At 59.9% G+C, this 12,420-nt stretch carries 15 protein-coding genes; 4 read left to right on the forward strand and 11 right to left on the reverse strand.

Annotated features, from left to right (window positions below; all coding sequences use genetic code 11):
* Nucleotides 1-134 precede the first annotated feature (134 nt).
* The 7 genes from nusB to glyA are packed head-to-tail and all read right to left on the reverse strand — an operon-like array spanning nucleotide 135 to nucleotide 5,249.
* The gene (gene nusB / locus ACESNB_RS11615; protein ID WP_373007451.1) at nucleotides 135-614 is read right to left on the reverse strand and encodes a transcription antitermination factor NusB; all 480 of its coding nucleotides are present in this window, start codon (nucleotides 612-614) and stop codon (nucleotides 135-137) included.
* On the reverse strand, nucleotides 611-1,039 hold the full coding sequence (gene ribH, locus ACESNB_RS11620; RefSeq protein ID WP_373007453.1) for a 6,7-dimethyl-8-ribityllumazine synthase: 429 nt from the start codon (nucleotides 1,037-1,039) through the stop codon (nucleotides 611-613). Before ribH ends, nusB begins: the two co-directional genes overlap by 4 nt.
* Entirely contained in the window at nucleotides 1,039-2,166 is a 1,128-nt protein-coding gene (gene ribB, locus ACESNB_RS11625; protein ID WP_373007455.1) for a 3,4-dihydroxy-2-butanone-4-phosphate synthase, read from the reverse strand. The genes ribH and ribB overlap by 1 nt, the downstream gene beginning before the upstream one ends.
* Nucleotides 2,159-2,791 (reverse strand): riboflavin synthase, encoded by a 633-nt coding sequence (locus ACESNB_RS11630; protein ID WP_373007457.1) that lies wholly within the window; start codon nucleotides 2,789-2,791, stop codon nucleotides 2,159-2,161. The genes ribB and ACESNB_RS11630 overlap by 8 nt, the downstream gene beginning before the upstream one ends.
* 29 nt (nucleotides 2,792-2,820) lie before the next feature.
* Nucleotides 2,821-3,468: a RibD family protein gene (locus ACESNB_RS11635; RefSeq protein WP_373007459.1), complete on the reverse strand. Its 648-nt coding sequence runs from the start codon at nucleotides 3,466-3,468 to the stop codon at nucleotides 2,821-2,823.
* Nucleotides 3,465-3,935: a transcriptional regulator NrdR gene (nrdR, locus tag ACESNB_RS11640; RefSeq protein WP_373007461.1), complete on the reverse strand. Its 471-nt coding sequence runs from the start codon at nucleotides 3,933-3,935 to the stop codon at nucleotides 3,465-3,467. The genes ACESNB_RS11635 and nrdR overlap by 4 nt, the downstream gene beginning before the upstream one ends.
* A 6-nt stretch (nucleotides 3,936-3,941) precedes the next feature.
* The gene (gene glyA / locus ACESNB_RS11645; RefSeq protein ID WP_373007463.1) at nucleotides 3,942-5,249 is read right to left on the reverse strand and encodes a serine hydroxymethyltransferase; all 1,308 of its coding nucleotides are present in this window, start codon (nucleotides 5,247-5,249) and stop codon (nucleotides 3,942-3,944) included.
* Nucleotides 5,250-5,469: 220 nt separating this feature from the next.
* Between glyA and ACESNB_RS11650 the strand changes: the two genes are divergently transcribed.
* Nucleotides 5,470-5,874 (forward strand): MucR family transcriptional regulator, encoded by a 405-nt coding sequence (locus tag ACESNB_RS11650; protein ID WP_373007465.1) that lies wholly within the window; start codon nucleotides 5,470-5,472, stop codon nucleotides 5,872-5,874.
* 41 nt (nucleotides 5,875-5,915) lie between these two features.
* Here the strand turns inward: ACESNB_RS11650 and hemA are convergent, their stop codons facing one another.
* Both hemA and ACESNB_RS11660 read right to left on the reverse strand, forming a co-directional pair.
* Nucleotides 5,916-7,133 carry a 5-aminolevulinate synthase gene (hemA, locus tag ACESNB_RS11655; protein ID WP_373007467.1) on the reverse strand — a complete coding sequence of 406 codons (1,218 nt, stop codon included), beginning with the start codon at nucleotides 7,131-7,133 and terminating at the stop codon, nucleotides 5,916-5,918.
* A 109-nt stretch (nucleotides 7,134-7,242) separates the two neighbouring features.
* Entirely contained in the window at nucleotides 7,243-8,019 is a 777-nt protein-coding gene (locus ACESNB_RS11660) for a class II aldolase/adducin family protein (RefSeq protein ID WP_373007469.1), read from the reverse strand.
* Nucleotides 8,020-8,186: 167 nt separating this feature from the next.
* Here ACESNB_RS11660 and ACESNB_RS11665 point away from each other — a divergent pair, with 167 nt between their 5' ends.
* Both ACESNB_RS11665 and ACESNB_RS11670 read left to right on the forward strand, forming a co-directional pair.
* Nucleotides 8,187-8,954, forward strand: a complete 768-nt coding sequence (locus ACESNB_RS11665; protein WP_373007471.1) for an NAD kinase — start codon at nucleotides 8,187-8,189, stop codon at nucleotides 8,952-8,954.
* 76 nt (nucleotides 8,955-9,030) lie between these two features.
* Complete coding sequence (locus tag ACESNB_RS11670) at nucleotides 9,031-9,591, forward strand: Hpt domain-containing protein (protein WP_373007473.1); 561 nt, start codon at nucleotides 9,031-9,033, stop codon at nucleotides 9,589-9,591.
* On the opposite strand, the gene ACESNB_RS11675 is transcribed toward ACESNB_RS11670, so the two are convergent.
* Nucleotides 9,592-10,395: an NUDIX domain-containing protein gene (locus tag ACESNB_RS11675; protein ID WP_373007475.1), complete on the reverse strand. Its 804-nt coding sequence runs from the start codon at nucleotides 10,393-10,395 to the stop codon at nucleotides 9,592-9,594. It abuts the gene before it with no gap.
* Nucleotides 10,396-10,510: 115 nt separating this feature from the next.
* Here ACESNB_RS11675 and ACESNB_RS11680 point away from each other — a divergent pair, with 115 nt between their 5' ends.
* A complete protein-coding gene (locus ACESNB_RS11680; protein ID WP_373007477.1) occupies nucleotides 10,511-11,194 on the forward strand; it encodes an EAL domain-containing protein in 684 nt (227 codons plus the stop codon).
* Here ACESNB_RS11680 and ACESNB_RS11685 read toward each other — a convergent pair.
* Nucleotides 11,191-12,351 (reverse strand): DUF2336 domain-containing protein, encoded by a 1,161-nt coding sequence (locus ACESNB_RS11685; protein ID WP_373007479.1) that lies wholly within the window; start codon nucleotides 12,349-12,351, stop codon nucleotides 11,191-11,193. The two genes, ACESNB_RS11680 and ACESNB_RS11685, sit on opposite strands and share 4 nt — an antisense overlap.
* Nucleotides 12,352-12,420: the final 69 nt, after the last annotated feature.

Below are 12,420 nucleotides of genomic sequence, written 5' to 3' on the forward strand. Positions count from 1 at the left end.
TCGCAACACCGCGCATCATACGCTTGCGAAGATCAGGGGAAATCAAATTTGCCATGGTAGCTACCTCCTCGAACTGTGAATCACAGTTCGAGGAGGCTGGGAATCAATTTGATTCACTCATGCTGTACGTTGCTCTAGGCGGCAGAGCCTGTCCGCAGGTCGCGGCCGACATTCTGCAGCACGGCGTTCACGAACTTGGCCTCGGTTTCGTCGAAGAAGTCATGCGCTAGCGAGACATATTCGTCGAGGATGACCGCGTCGGACAATTCCTGGTGGACGATGAACTCGGCTGCGCCGGCCCGTAGGATGGCCCGCGACGTGGCGTCGAGGCGGGTCAGTTTCCAGCCGTCCGACAAGCGGGAGAGAATGGCTGTGTCGATGGCGGCCTGGTGTTCCACGACGGCGTTCAGGATCGCCTTGAACAGGTCCGGGTCGGCTTCCTCGATCGGGCGCTCGTCGGGACCGATGCCGAGGCGGTCGTCCATGAAGGCCCGAACGGTCGCCTTGGCGGACTTGCCGGTCTGCTCCATCTCATAGAGCGCCTGAACCGCTGCCAGCCGTGCGCCGGCGCGCCGGGCGCGGATGACTTCGAAAGGGATTTTCTGCTGGCTCAACGAATGAGTTCCTTGCGGAACTTGATCATGGACAGGCAGGCCTCGGCGGCGTCCTTGCCCTTGTTCTTCTGCTTGCGGTCGGCGCGGGCCCAGGCCTGATCCTCGTTCTCGACCGTCAGGATGCCATAGCCGATGGCCTGGCGGCGCTGGACGATCAGGTCCATCAGGCCGCGGGCGCTCTCGCCGCAAACATAGTCGTAATGGGTCGTCTCGCCGCGAATGACGCAGCCGAGCGCCACGGCGCCGTCGAAGCGGCCGCTGTCAGCTGCCATGGCGATGAGGCCCGGCAATTCGAACGCACCCGGCACTTCCATGACGGTCACGTTCGCGCCGGCAGCTTCCAGTTCCGCCATCGCACCCAGCTCCAGTTCGTCACTGATGCGTTTGTAATATCTCGAAATGGCAATGAGGACGCGGTCCGCCATCAGTTAGTCTCCTCGTTCAATCGGCGCCAGCCCTCTATGGTCAGGCCGTATCCGTCAAGCCCTGCAACGCGGGTCGGCTGCGTATCGGACAGGAAGGTCATGCGCCGGACACCGAGTTCGCGCAGAATCTGGGCGCCGATGCCGTATTCGCGCAGGGGTGCTGTGGGGTCGCGGGGCGTGTCGGATTTCAGACCAAGACGCTCGGCCAGCACATTGGGGCGCATGGTATTGACGAAGACAATGACGCCCGGCTCGTCGGCTTCGGCGATGATGCGCATGGCTTTTTCGACCAGGCCCTGGCGCGGGCCGGTCTCGCCCAGAATATCCGAGAGTACGTCGGGGTGATGCACCCGCACGATCGTTGTCGAATCCGGTTTGATCTCGCCGTGAACGATGGCGATGTATTCAGAATTGTCGAGCGCGTTGCGGAAGCAGACCGTCTTGAAACCCTCCCCATAGGTCGAATTCAGGACGGATTCGACCCGGCGCTCGAGGAAGCGGTCATTCTCGCGGCGCCAGGCGATGAGGTCGGCAATCGTGCCGATCTTGAGATTGTGCAGCTGGGCGAAGGAGACGAGGTCTGGCAGCCGGGCCATCGAGCCGTCTTCGTTCATGATTTCGCAGATGACGCCGGCAGGGTAGAGACCGGCCATGCGCGAAATGTCGACGGCCGCTTCGGTATGGCCGGCGCGGACCAGTGTGCCGCCATCCTTCGCGACCAGTGGAAAGACATGGCCGGGCGAGACGATGTCATCATGGTCGGCAGTGGGGTCGATGGCGACCGCGATGGTGCGCGCGCGGTCGTGTGCGGATATGCCGGTCGTAACGCCCTCTTTCGCCTCGATCGATACGGTAAAGGCGGTTTGCATGCTTTCGCGATTGTTGCGCGTCATCATGTCGAGATGCAGCGTGTGGGAGCGCTCCTGCGTCATAGCGAGGCAAATCAGGCCGCGGCCATGGCGGGCCATGAAGTTGACCTGTTCAGGCGTCGCGAAAGTTGCCGGGATGATGAGGTCACCCTCATTTTCGCGATCCTCAGCGTCGACCAGAATATACATCCGGCCATTGCGGGCATCTTCGATAATTTCATCGATCGACGAGATCGCGGCGTGGAAGTCATCAGACATTGTTGGAAGGTCCTTCTGGCGCATCAGCGCCTATCATGCGCGCCACGTAGCGCGCCAGCATATCGATCTCAAGGTTCACATGTGCGCCGGGTACCAGCTCTGACAGAGTTGTGACATCCCAAGTGTGGGGAATAATTGCCAGTTCGAAATCACCATTTGGCAAGGCTTCGGCCACGGTCAGCGACACTCCGTTGATGGCGGCGGATCCCTTGGTGGCAAAATAGCGTGCAATCGTCGTCGGCGGTCGGATGGTGAGCCTCCAGCTTTGGCCTTCGGGTTCGATGGAAACGACCTCGCCGACGCCGTCGACATGGCCGAACACGAAATGCCCACCAAGTTCGTCCCCCAGTTTCAGGCTTTGTTCGAGATTGACGCGCGAACCGGCCTTCCATTCTCCCAGTACGGTTTTCGAGAGGGTCTCGGGAACGGCCTCGACCGCGAACCACGCCCCACGCTCACCCTGGCCCATGTCGACAACCGTGAGGCATACGCCGGAATGCATGACAGAGGCGCCCATGGCGATGGAGTCCAGCGGGTATCCGCTCTCGACTTCGAACCGGACAAGCCCGTTGCGCGCCAGCGCCTTGCAGACCGTTCCGACGTCAGTGACAAGTCCTGTAAACATGGCTGGGATAATCCTTCGGGGGACTTATGCTAAATTCGAACATAAGTGTCGAGGACGTCATCTCCAATCCGTTCCGTGGCGACAGGGCGCCAGCGTGACGCAGCGGCGAGGGTCTCGATCCCCAAGCCACCAAGCGCCGGCAGGCCGTCGCCGCCGATCAGGATCGGCGCGCGGAACCAAGCGATCTGGTCAACGAGCCCCGCCCGGATGAAAGACGCCGCCAGGGTGCCGCCGCCTTCGAGAAGGATGGACCTGATCCCTTCTCCTTCCGCGCGGCGCACAAGCGCGGTTACGTCTACCCTCGTACCATTGCCGCAACGCCAGATGTCTATACCGCCGGCCGCGAGAATGTCCTGCGGCTGCCCCGCCGTAGCCACCACGACAGGACCACTGGATACGGACTGGACAAGCCGCGAGTGTTTCGGGGTTCGCCCACGGGAATCGGCGACGATACGCACGGGTTGTTTCTTCGGCATCGGAACCGTCCGGGCGGTCAACAATGGATCGTCCGCCAACACCGTACCAATACCGACAAGCACAGCGTCATGTTCGGCGCGCATCTGATGGGCCCGGGCGCGGGACCCGCTCGTCGTGATCCACTGGCTGGTGCCGTCGGCAAGCGCGATGCGCGCATCAAGCGAGGTCGCGATCTTGAGGGTAACCCTCACACCGCTCATGACTCGTCGATATCTTCTTCGAGCGCGGTCTTTTCGATGAACTGGGCGAAATCGCTCGGATCCTTGAAGTCGCGATAGACGCTGGCGTAGCGGACATATCCAACCGGATCGACTCGTTTGAGCGATTCCATGACCAGTTCGCCAAGCTGCGATGACGGCACTTCGGACTCGCCACCACTCTCGAGCTTGCGAACGATTCCGGAAACCATCTGGTCAATCCGGTCGCGATCCACCGGCCTCTTGCGCACGGCCACGGAGATAGACCGGAAGAGCTTGTCGCGTTCGAAAAGCGACCGTTTGCCGTCGCGCTTGATGACGACGATTTCCCGCAGCTGGACGCGTTCGAATGTGGTGAAGCGCGCACCGCAGCTTTCGCACACGCGGCGGCGACGTACAGCGGTGTCGTCTTCAGCCGATCGGCTGTCCTTTACGGCTGTATTCTCAGAACCACAGAACGGACACCGCAAAACGCATCAAGCTCCCAAGCCGTTATAGATCGGGAATTGCGCCGTCAGCGCCTTGACCTCAGCGCGGACCTTGTCTTCGACTGCCGTGCTTTCACCCGCTGCGACCGCGCCGACGACTTCGCCGATCCAGTCGCCGATCTGAGTGAACTCCTGTTCGCCGAAACCCCGTGTCGTGCCGGCAGGCGAACCAACGCGTATGCCGCTCGTGATCATCGGCTTTTCCGGGTCGAATGGCACCCCATTCTTATTGCAGGTAATGAATGCCCGCTCGAGCGCGTGCTCGGCATCGCGGCCAGTGACCTTCTTCGGACGCAGGTCGATCAGTGCGAGGTGCGTGTCAGTTCCGCCGGAGACGACATCCAGTCCACCCGACTTGCAGGCGACCGCCATCGCCTGCGCATTCGCGACAACCTGTGCGGCGTAGGTTTTGAATTCCGGCTTCAGCGCTTCGCCGAATGCGACGGCCTTGGCTGCGATGACGTGCATGAGCGGGCCGCCCTGGATCCCGGGGAAGATCGCCGAGTTGATTTTCTTCGCCATGGCCTCGTCATTCGTGAGGATCATGCCGCCACGTGGGCCGCGCAGTGTCTTGTGAGTCGTCGTCGTCGCGATGTGACAATGCTCAAGCGGGTTCGGATGAACGCCGCCCGCCACGAGACCGGCAAAATGCGCCATGTCGACGAGGAAGATCGCACCGACTTCGTCTGCAATCTCCCGGAATTTCTTGAAATCGATCTGACGCGGATACGCAGACCCACCAGCAATGATCATCTGCGGACGATGGGCTTTGGCGAGGCGTTCGACCTCGACGAAGTCGATCTGGTCATCTTCGCGGCTGACACCATACTGGACAGCATTGAACCATTTGCCCGACTGGTTCGGCTTGGCGCCATGCGTGAGGTGGCCACCCGCATCGAGGCTCATGCCGAGGATCGTGTCGCCCGGCTTTATCATTGCCTGGAACACGCCCTGGTTCGCCTGGCTGCCGGAATTTGGCTGGACGTTGGCATAGCCGCAATTAAACAGCGCTTTCGCGCGTTCAATTGCGAGGTTCTCGGCGACATCAACGAATTCGCAGCCGCCGTAATAGCGTTTGCCGGGATAGCCTTCGGCATACTTGTTCGTCAGGATCGACCCTTGCGCTTCGAGCACCGCTTTCGAGACGATGTTTTCCGAGGCGATCAGCTCGATCTGTTGCTGCTGGCGCGTGCGCTCATCCGCGATTGCCGCGAACAATTCCGGATCCGCATCCGATAGCGACGTCGTAAAAAATCCGCGATTTGTGGTCTGCGCCGGAGCCGCCGTATCAGCCATGAGAATCTCCTGTGGCAAGGGTCAAGACGTCTTTACGCCGCCTGCACTCCTGCTGCAACCGCGACGAATTGCTTTGAACTGCATGGGGACGCCACATTCTTGTTTACAATCGGCCTTGAATATTGTGTGCCATTACTTTGATCTATATGGTATTAAGCTTTGCCGGGCCGGAATTGCTTGGCGAATTGTGCATATTTGCCGCAACGGAGCTAAGAGCGACATGAGTGATATCGACGACACTGATGTGCTGAAGATGGCAACGGGTATCATCTCGGCTTTCGTTGCAAACAATGCAGTATCCGCAGCAGACCTGCCCGACCTGATCAAGACAGTTCATGCCACGATCATCGATCTGTCAAAGGCTGACCCGCCCAAGGCAGAAACACCGGAACCTGCAGTATCCATTGCGAAGTCTATCACTCCGGACCATCTGGTCTGCCTGGAGGATGGCCGCAAGCTGAAGATGCTGAAACGCTATCTCCGATCGCGCTATGACATGACACCAGAAGAGTACCGGGCGCGCTGGAACCTGCCTGCCGACTATCCGATGGTCGCGCCGAACTATGCCAAACTCAGGTCGCAACACGCCAAGGAGATCGGCCTCGGCAAGAAGAAGTCGTCATAATTTTTATAGTATTCAATGTAGTTTAAGTAAAATTAACCGCCTCAAGCGGCCTTGTCGAGACCAAGCTGCTTCCAGACGGCAAGAATGGCCGCGACCAATTCGTCCATCATCGCCTCACCATGCACCGGGCTTGGTGTGAAGCGCAGGCGCTCCGTTCCGCGCGGGACCGTGGGATAATTGATCGGCTGAACATAGATGCCGAAGTCGAACAGCAATGTATCGGACAGCGCCTTGCAGCGCTCCGGATCACCGACGAGCAATGGCACAATATGAGAAGGTGATTCCATGACGGGCAGGCCGGCGTCAGTGAATTTCTGCTTGAGCAAGGCCGCGTTGGCCTGATGCACCGAGCGCAAACGGCGCCCTTCATCCGTCCGCAGTTTCGAAACGCTGGCAAGTGCGCCAGCGGCCATGACAGGGCACGTTGATGTCGTAAAGATGAAGCCTGACGCCATCGAGCGGATCGAGTCGATCACGGTCGTATGCCCGGCGATATATCCGCCCATGACACCATAAGCCTTGCCGAGCGTGCCTTCGATAATATCGATGCGGTCGGCCAGGCCCTGCATCTCGGCGACCCCTGCCCCATTGTGCCCGTAAAGGCCCACGGCGTGAACCTCGTCGAGATAGGTCAACGCATTGAATTCATCAGCCAGATCGCAAAGCTCTTCCATCCGCCCGAAATCGCCATCCATCGAATAGACGCTTTCGAAAGCAATCAGCTTGGGCCGATCCGGGTCATCGAGTTCGAGCAAGGCGCGAAGATGGTCGATGTCGTTATGACGGAAAATCCTGCGGTCCAGACCCGAACGCCGAATGCCTTCAATCATGGAGGCATGGTTCAGCGCATCGGAGTAGATGATCATGTTGGGCAGAATCTTGCCCAGCGTCGACAGCGTTGCCTCATTGGAAACATAACCCGACGTGAACAAAAGCGCAGATTCCTTGCCGTGCAGATCGGCCAGTTCGCGCTCGAGATCGACGTGGTATCGGGTCGTGCCGGATATGTTGCGCGTTCCGCCGGACCCGGCGCCAAAACTGTCGATCGCCTCATGCATCGCATTGATGACATCATCGTCCTGGCCCATGCCAAGATAGTCGTTGGAGCACCAGATCGTGACTTCGCGCTCGCCATCCTCAAATCGGGCCGTCGCCTTCGGAAAGCGTCCCCGATGACGGTGAAGGTCGATGAATACCCGATAGCGGCCTTCGCCATGGATTTCGCCAAGGGCGTCTTCGAATGCTTTGAGATGCTTCATGGCTGTAGAACGCCCTTATACTATGTCTGGCGATTAAATAGGCGGGCGCAGCCCGCTTGATAATCCTCAACTACGACAAAGGCTGTATTTGTCGCATACGTGGATACCCCTAGGAATCGTACCCAGGCGACTCACGATCCAGTTTGCGCAGCAGCGCCGGCCAAGCCAGGCGATTGGCGAGCACGTTCGTGCCTTCCGGATTGCTCTGGCTCTTGACGACGTTCTGAACGGCTTCCGACGCAAGGATGACGCCATCCCGTCCGGCCGAAAGCGCCCGGACCTGCATGGTGCACGCACGCTCAAGGAAAAACATGCGCAGGAAGGTTTCGGCCGCCGTACCACCCACAGTCATGGTGCCGTGATTGTAGAGCAGCATGTTGTTCTTGGTGCCGATGTCGGCGACGAGGCGCTCGCGTTCGCCAAGGTCCAGCGCCACACCTTCATAGTCGTGATAGGCCAGATCGTGACGCACCAGCATCGATGTCTGGCTAAGCGGCATCAGGCCCTCCTTCTGGCAGGAAACGGCAACGCCATCATTCGTATGCAGGTGCATGACGACGTGGGCGTCGTCGCGAGCCGCGTGTACAGCAGAGTGGATCGTGAAGCCCGCCGGATTGATGAAATACTCGGTTTCCTGGATGACATTGCCATCGAGATCGACCTTGACGAGGGAGGACGCCGTAATCTCCTCGAACAGCATGCCATACGGGTTGATCAGGAAGTGATGCTCAGGGCCTGGCACGCGGTGGGAAATGTGTGTGAAGATCATGTCGTCCCAGCCATGCAGGGCAACGAGGCGGTACATGGCCGCGAGATCAACCCGCACTTTCCACTCTTCTGCGCTGACTGATCCGCGAATATCCACATTCTGGGCACCATCGGCCATAATCATCTCCTCCATATTTTGAATTGAAACTAGCGGATATGATGATCCTGCGCCAGTTAAACCTGACACAGGCGTCATCAGAGCGCACCCTTGGCGGGTGCTGGGCCCTGCCGAAGGATTCGCGAAATCCTTGACGATTCAGGCAACGCCGCCGACATGTGGTCGCAATGACCCAGCTACGTCTCGCATTTTTCGCTTCGAAACGTCCTGAAGCCCAGGACGCCCTTCCGGAATTGATCCGCCGCTATGGGCAGGTGTCCGAAACCGACGCCGATGTCATCGTCGCGATTGGCGGAGATGGCGCCATGCTCGACACACTGCGGCGCCGGTTCGATGACAACAAGGCTGTCTACGGCATGCACCGCGGCACCGTCGGGTTCCTGATGAATGATTACAGTCTCGACGGGCTGGTCGAACGCATCAACGCGGCGGAACGGGCCAGCATCATTCCGTTGCGCATGATCGCCACTGACGTGCACGGCAAACAGCACCGCGCCCTGGCGATCAATGAAGTATCCCTGCTGCGGCAGACGGCCCAGTCAGCGCGCCTGAAGATCACGGTCGACGACCGGATCCGGATGGAGGAACTCACGTGCGACGGCGTGATGGTGGCAACGCCTGCAGGCTCAACGGCCTACAACCTGTCCGCCCACGGCCCCATCCTGCCGATTGGCGCCAACCTGCTGGCCCTGACGCCGGTCAGCGCATTCCGTCCTCGACGCTGGAAAGGCGCGCTCCTGCGTCATGATGCGACCGTGAATATTGACGTGATTGCGCCGGATCGTCGGCCCGTTGCGGCTGCGGCCGACAATCAGGAGGTCAGGGACATCGTCCATGTACAGGTGCGAGAGAGCCGCGACCGGCGCCTCACCATGCTGTTCGACCCTGGCCATGCGCTGGACGAGCGGATCCTGCGCGAACAATTTGCCTTCTAAAGTTGCCGGCCCTGATTTGTCAGCGGTTTTTTAAGCCTTGCTGGTTACATTCGCCCCACAAACTCGGGACGAAACGATGATCAGCAAGCTATTTGGAAAATTCCTGCCGTCAAAGACTGCCTCTATGGCGGATGCCAGACAGATTCAGACGCCCGATATTTCCCGTGTAATCAAGATCCGCCCGACTGTGCCAACGCCAGAAACGGCCGCCGACGTCGCCGAAAGCGCCGATCCGGCGGACATGGCCGATCGTGCTGAGGCAGCCGTCGATTCACTATCAGGCCAATTTGAAGCCTGGATGACGGCAGACCTCGACAAGCTGGTCGCGGCATGGAGGGATGCGCAGGTACCGGAAGCGACGCCCGAGGCCTATCGCGCCGTATTCACGGCCTCCCACAACATTCGCGGTGTCGCGGGATCCTACGGTTACCCTGCCATCTCCAGGCTTTGCGGATCGCTTTCTACCCTGCTCAATGACACACACCCAGGTGAAAACTCGGCCCTGATCAATCTGCACATTGAAGCGTGCCGGGCCGCCTTCGTGGGTGTCGGGTCCGGCGACAGCGCGGCTTCGGTTGCCGACGCTGTCTGCGACGCGCTGGAACAGAGCGTTGCCGCAAAAACCGCCAGCAACTAGTCAGACATTGACGCGCGACAGCAACTCGGCCGTCTGCCCGTAGCCCGCCTCTTCCGGAATGAACAGGCAAGGCTGGCCGGATTCATCCTTACCGGCATATGGCAGAACCTTGACGACGTCTTCAGCCCCGAACCGCTCGGCTGCGTCCGCAACTGAGATGGCGCGGGCCAGTTTCACCAGATTCATGCGTGTCGGGAAGATGATGGTCGCCTCTCCGGCCAATTCCATATTGAGCGCCTCCTGCGCGCCCAGCCAGACAGCATCCGTCGTCTCGCGACCGTCATGGGCCGCGATCTGGTCCTTTGGCGCTGGCGCAAGATAGAAATGGGTGTCGAAGCGCTTTGGCATCATCTCCGGCGTGATCCAGTGCCCGAAGTGAATCAGGCTGTCGAGCGCAAGGACGAGATCGTGCTGGCGCATCAGTCCCAGGAAGCTCTCTTCCCGCCTGTCGACCGGGCCGCGATGTGGCGCAAGCATTTCAGAAATATCCGGCCCCACGAGTGGTGCGCCCGGCCCCCGCCTGTTGGCATGCCTCGCCAGCAAGAGGCCGGACTCTTCGAATGCCTCGCGCACGGCGGCGATCCGCGCATCCTGCTGGACCGGCCCGAAATCACCATCCGTGAATGCATCCCAGGCCGCATCTGAGTCTTCATCGTTCGCCTTGCCGCCCGGAAACACGAGCGCACCTGCCGCAAAATCGATCTCGTAGTGCCGTTTCACCATCAGCACTTCGGGCATCTTTTCGCCGTCCCGGATGATCAGGACAGTGGCGGAAAGCCGTGGATCCGAAGGGGTCTTTGTCATGCTCGTAACCTCGATTGGTCAAATTTCGCAAAAATACAGCCGAATATCTGAGAGTGATGTTCAACTCTCGCCCTTAGGGAAGGCAATAGACAACACACAGGAAAGGACACAGTCCATGCGCGCCATTCACTCCCCGCTCGATCGCCAGAGCCGTCTTCCCCCTCCCCCGGCGTACCGCTTTCATAGCGTCGTCCACCTGTTGAGCGGTGATTCGCTCGGCCAGGTCTGTGAAACGCCTCTGGCATTCGAAGAGCGCGTCGTGTTCGGCCCGCGCACCCAGCCGACCGAAGTGGCCAACCCCGCGAAATGGCTGTCAGAACAGTTGACGCGAATCGCCAGCGCAACGCATGGCCAGCCCGCAAGCCAGCGCCCCATCCTCGTGCCGGCGCCGGTCGCCTCGCTCGCGCATGCCAATACGGCCGTCGCCTGCGACGCAGCGATCCGTCGGACCTCGCTCTGCCAACAGGAAGTGTGTCTCGAATTCTCGGATTCGGCCTTTGCGGGCGGCGTCAGCGATTATGTCAGCCGCGTCGGCCACCTGCGCCGCCATGGTTTCCGCGTCGCTATCGACATGCGTCGTTCGTGGCAGACACCGCTCAATGATGCACTCCGCCTGCTGATTGATACGATTCGCGTTGACGCCCGCGCGCTGGAAACGAATGGCGACTTGCTGGACCTGGTCGAAGTTGCAGATGCATCCGGCATCCTGATCGTGGCAGAGAATGCCCATTGGCGCGACGGTGAATACCTTGCGAATATCGGCGTTCATGCCGCAACCCGCCCGAGAACGGACGCCTAGGCGGCGTCTGTCTCCTGCTCCACCGCTTCCTCGGCAGCCATTTCAGAATAGTAATCGAGCTTGTCGAGCAGGTATTCGAGATCGTCCTTCGGGATGGCCTGGAACTGCGTCAGCACGCGCTCGATCATGCGGGCGCGGAAACGGGCCCGATCATTGGGACCACCGTCATGGCTGGTTTCATGGAAGACGTTTACGGCCGCACGAAACGCCGAAAGCATCTTGCGTGGCAGGCCGGCGCGATCAAACACGGCCTGCAGGCCCAGAGGGCCAGCGTCATGGATCATCAGCCAGACGCGCTGATGGCCAACGCCCGATAGTTCAGCAAGCGAATGTTCGACGAATGGCATTTGACCACAGCAGAGCGCGCGCATGATCAGCGAGTGGCTCAGACGGCCATTGAGGTTGAGCTGTGAAACGAAACGCGGAAGGTCGTGAGTCCGTCCTGCCTGTTCGACCAAGTCAATCGTGGCGCGTTCCCGGGCGCTGCCCGCCAGGTCGATCGCCATCTGGGCCGGCAGTTCGTGGCGGTTGACGAGCAGATCGAACAATTGACCTGAAACCAGCGACACCATCTTCTCGGCGATATGCGTCGGAATGAACTCCCGCTTGATCAGGCCGGTCTGGACAATCTCGTCCTGTCCGAATCGGCGAAGCGTGTCGTCAAACGCCTTGTCGCTGTACTCGGCGCCTTCATTCCTGGATGCGGCCCTGACGGCCTGGACAGCGCCATGCTCTGAAATGACTTCCGTGAGCGTAATCGAGAGCGTTTCGCGATTTGCGATTGCCGCCTGTTTGGCGGCGGTCACGGCAAGCACCAGTTCGATCAGATCCTCGTCCGTAAAGACCGGCGAATCCTGAAGCACCGGAATTGCGACAGCTTCAATATCCTGGGCCAGTTTGAGCGCGATTGCGCGTGGCAAAACGGGTGAATTTCTCAGTGTGACCGACAGCGTACGGCGAACCAGATCGGCGGAATCCTCAGCGAGGATCCCCATGATCTCATCAGCGAAGGCCTTTTCCCGGTCGCTCAGCACGTCCAGCGCGATGCGCCGGCACACCTTATGCGCCACGGACGCACGCTGTTCGGGGGTTTCCCCCCGCATCAGACGCTCGATGTCCTGCTCGGTCAGTTGCGGTCTTATGCTCTGAACGCTCATTGGGCCGTATTCCTTCAGAATCGCTATCCGTGAACTTCGCCGAGTGCGGTTAACACAGCGTTTACCAGC

It is taken from the genome of Hyphomonas sp. (assembly GCF_041689225.1).
Classification (GTDB): domain Bacteria; phylum Pseudomonadota; class Alphaproteobacteria; order Caulobacterales; family Hyphomonadaceae; genus Hyphomonas.

Coding starts and splice junctions, on each gene's coding strand:
- ribH (WP_373007453.1), bottom strand. CDS start 1,039: ATGGCGGACCGCGTCCTCATTGCCATTTCGAGATATTACAAACGCATC.
- ribB (WP_373007455.1), bottom strand. CDS start 2,166: ATGTCTGATGACTTCCACGCCGCGATCTCGTCGATCGATGAAATTATC.
- ACESNB_RS11630 (WP_373007457.1), bottom strand. CDS start 2,791: ATGTTTACAGGACTTGTCACTGACGTCGGAACGGTCTGCAAGGCGCTG.
- ACESNB_RS11635 (WP_373007459.1), bottom strand. CDS start 3,468: ATGAGCGGTGTGAGGGTTACCCTCAAGATCGCGACCTCGCTTGATGCG.
- glyA (WP_373007463.1), bottom strand. CDS start 5,249: ATGGCTGATACGGCGGCTCCGGCGCAGACCACAAATCGCGGATTTTTT.
- ACESNB_RS11650 (WP_373007465.1), top strand. CDS start 5,470: ATGAGTGATATCGACGACACTGATGTGCTGAAGATGGCAACGGGTATC.
- hemA (WP_373007467.1), bottom strand. CDS start 7,133: ATGAAGCATCTCAAAGCATTCGAAGACGCCCTTGGCGAAATCCATGGC.
- ACESNB_RS11660 (WP_373007469.1), bottom strand. CDS start 8,019: ATGGCCGATGGTGCCCAGAATGTGGATATTCGCGGATCAGTCAGCGCA.
- ACESNB_RS11665 (WP_373007471.1), top strand. CDS start 8,187: ATGACCCAGCTACGTCTCGCATTTTTCGCTTCGAAACGTCCTGAAGCC.
- ACESNB_RS11670 (WP_373007473.1), top strand. CDS start 9,031: ATGATCAGCAAGCTATTTGGAAAATTCCTGCCGTCAAAGACTGCCTCT.
- ACESNB_RS11675 (WP_373007475.1), bottom strand. CDS start 10,395: ATGACAAAGACCCCTTCGGATCCACGGCTTTCCGCCACTGTCCTGATC.
- ACESNB_RS11680 (WP_373007477.1), top strand. CDS start 10,511: ATGCGCGCCATTCACTCCCCGCTCGATCGCCAGAGCCGTCTTCCCCCT.
- ACESNB_RS11685 (WP_373007479.1), bottom strand. CDS start 12,351: ATGAGCGTTCAGAGCATAAGACCGCAACTGACCGAGCAGGACATCGAG.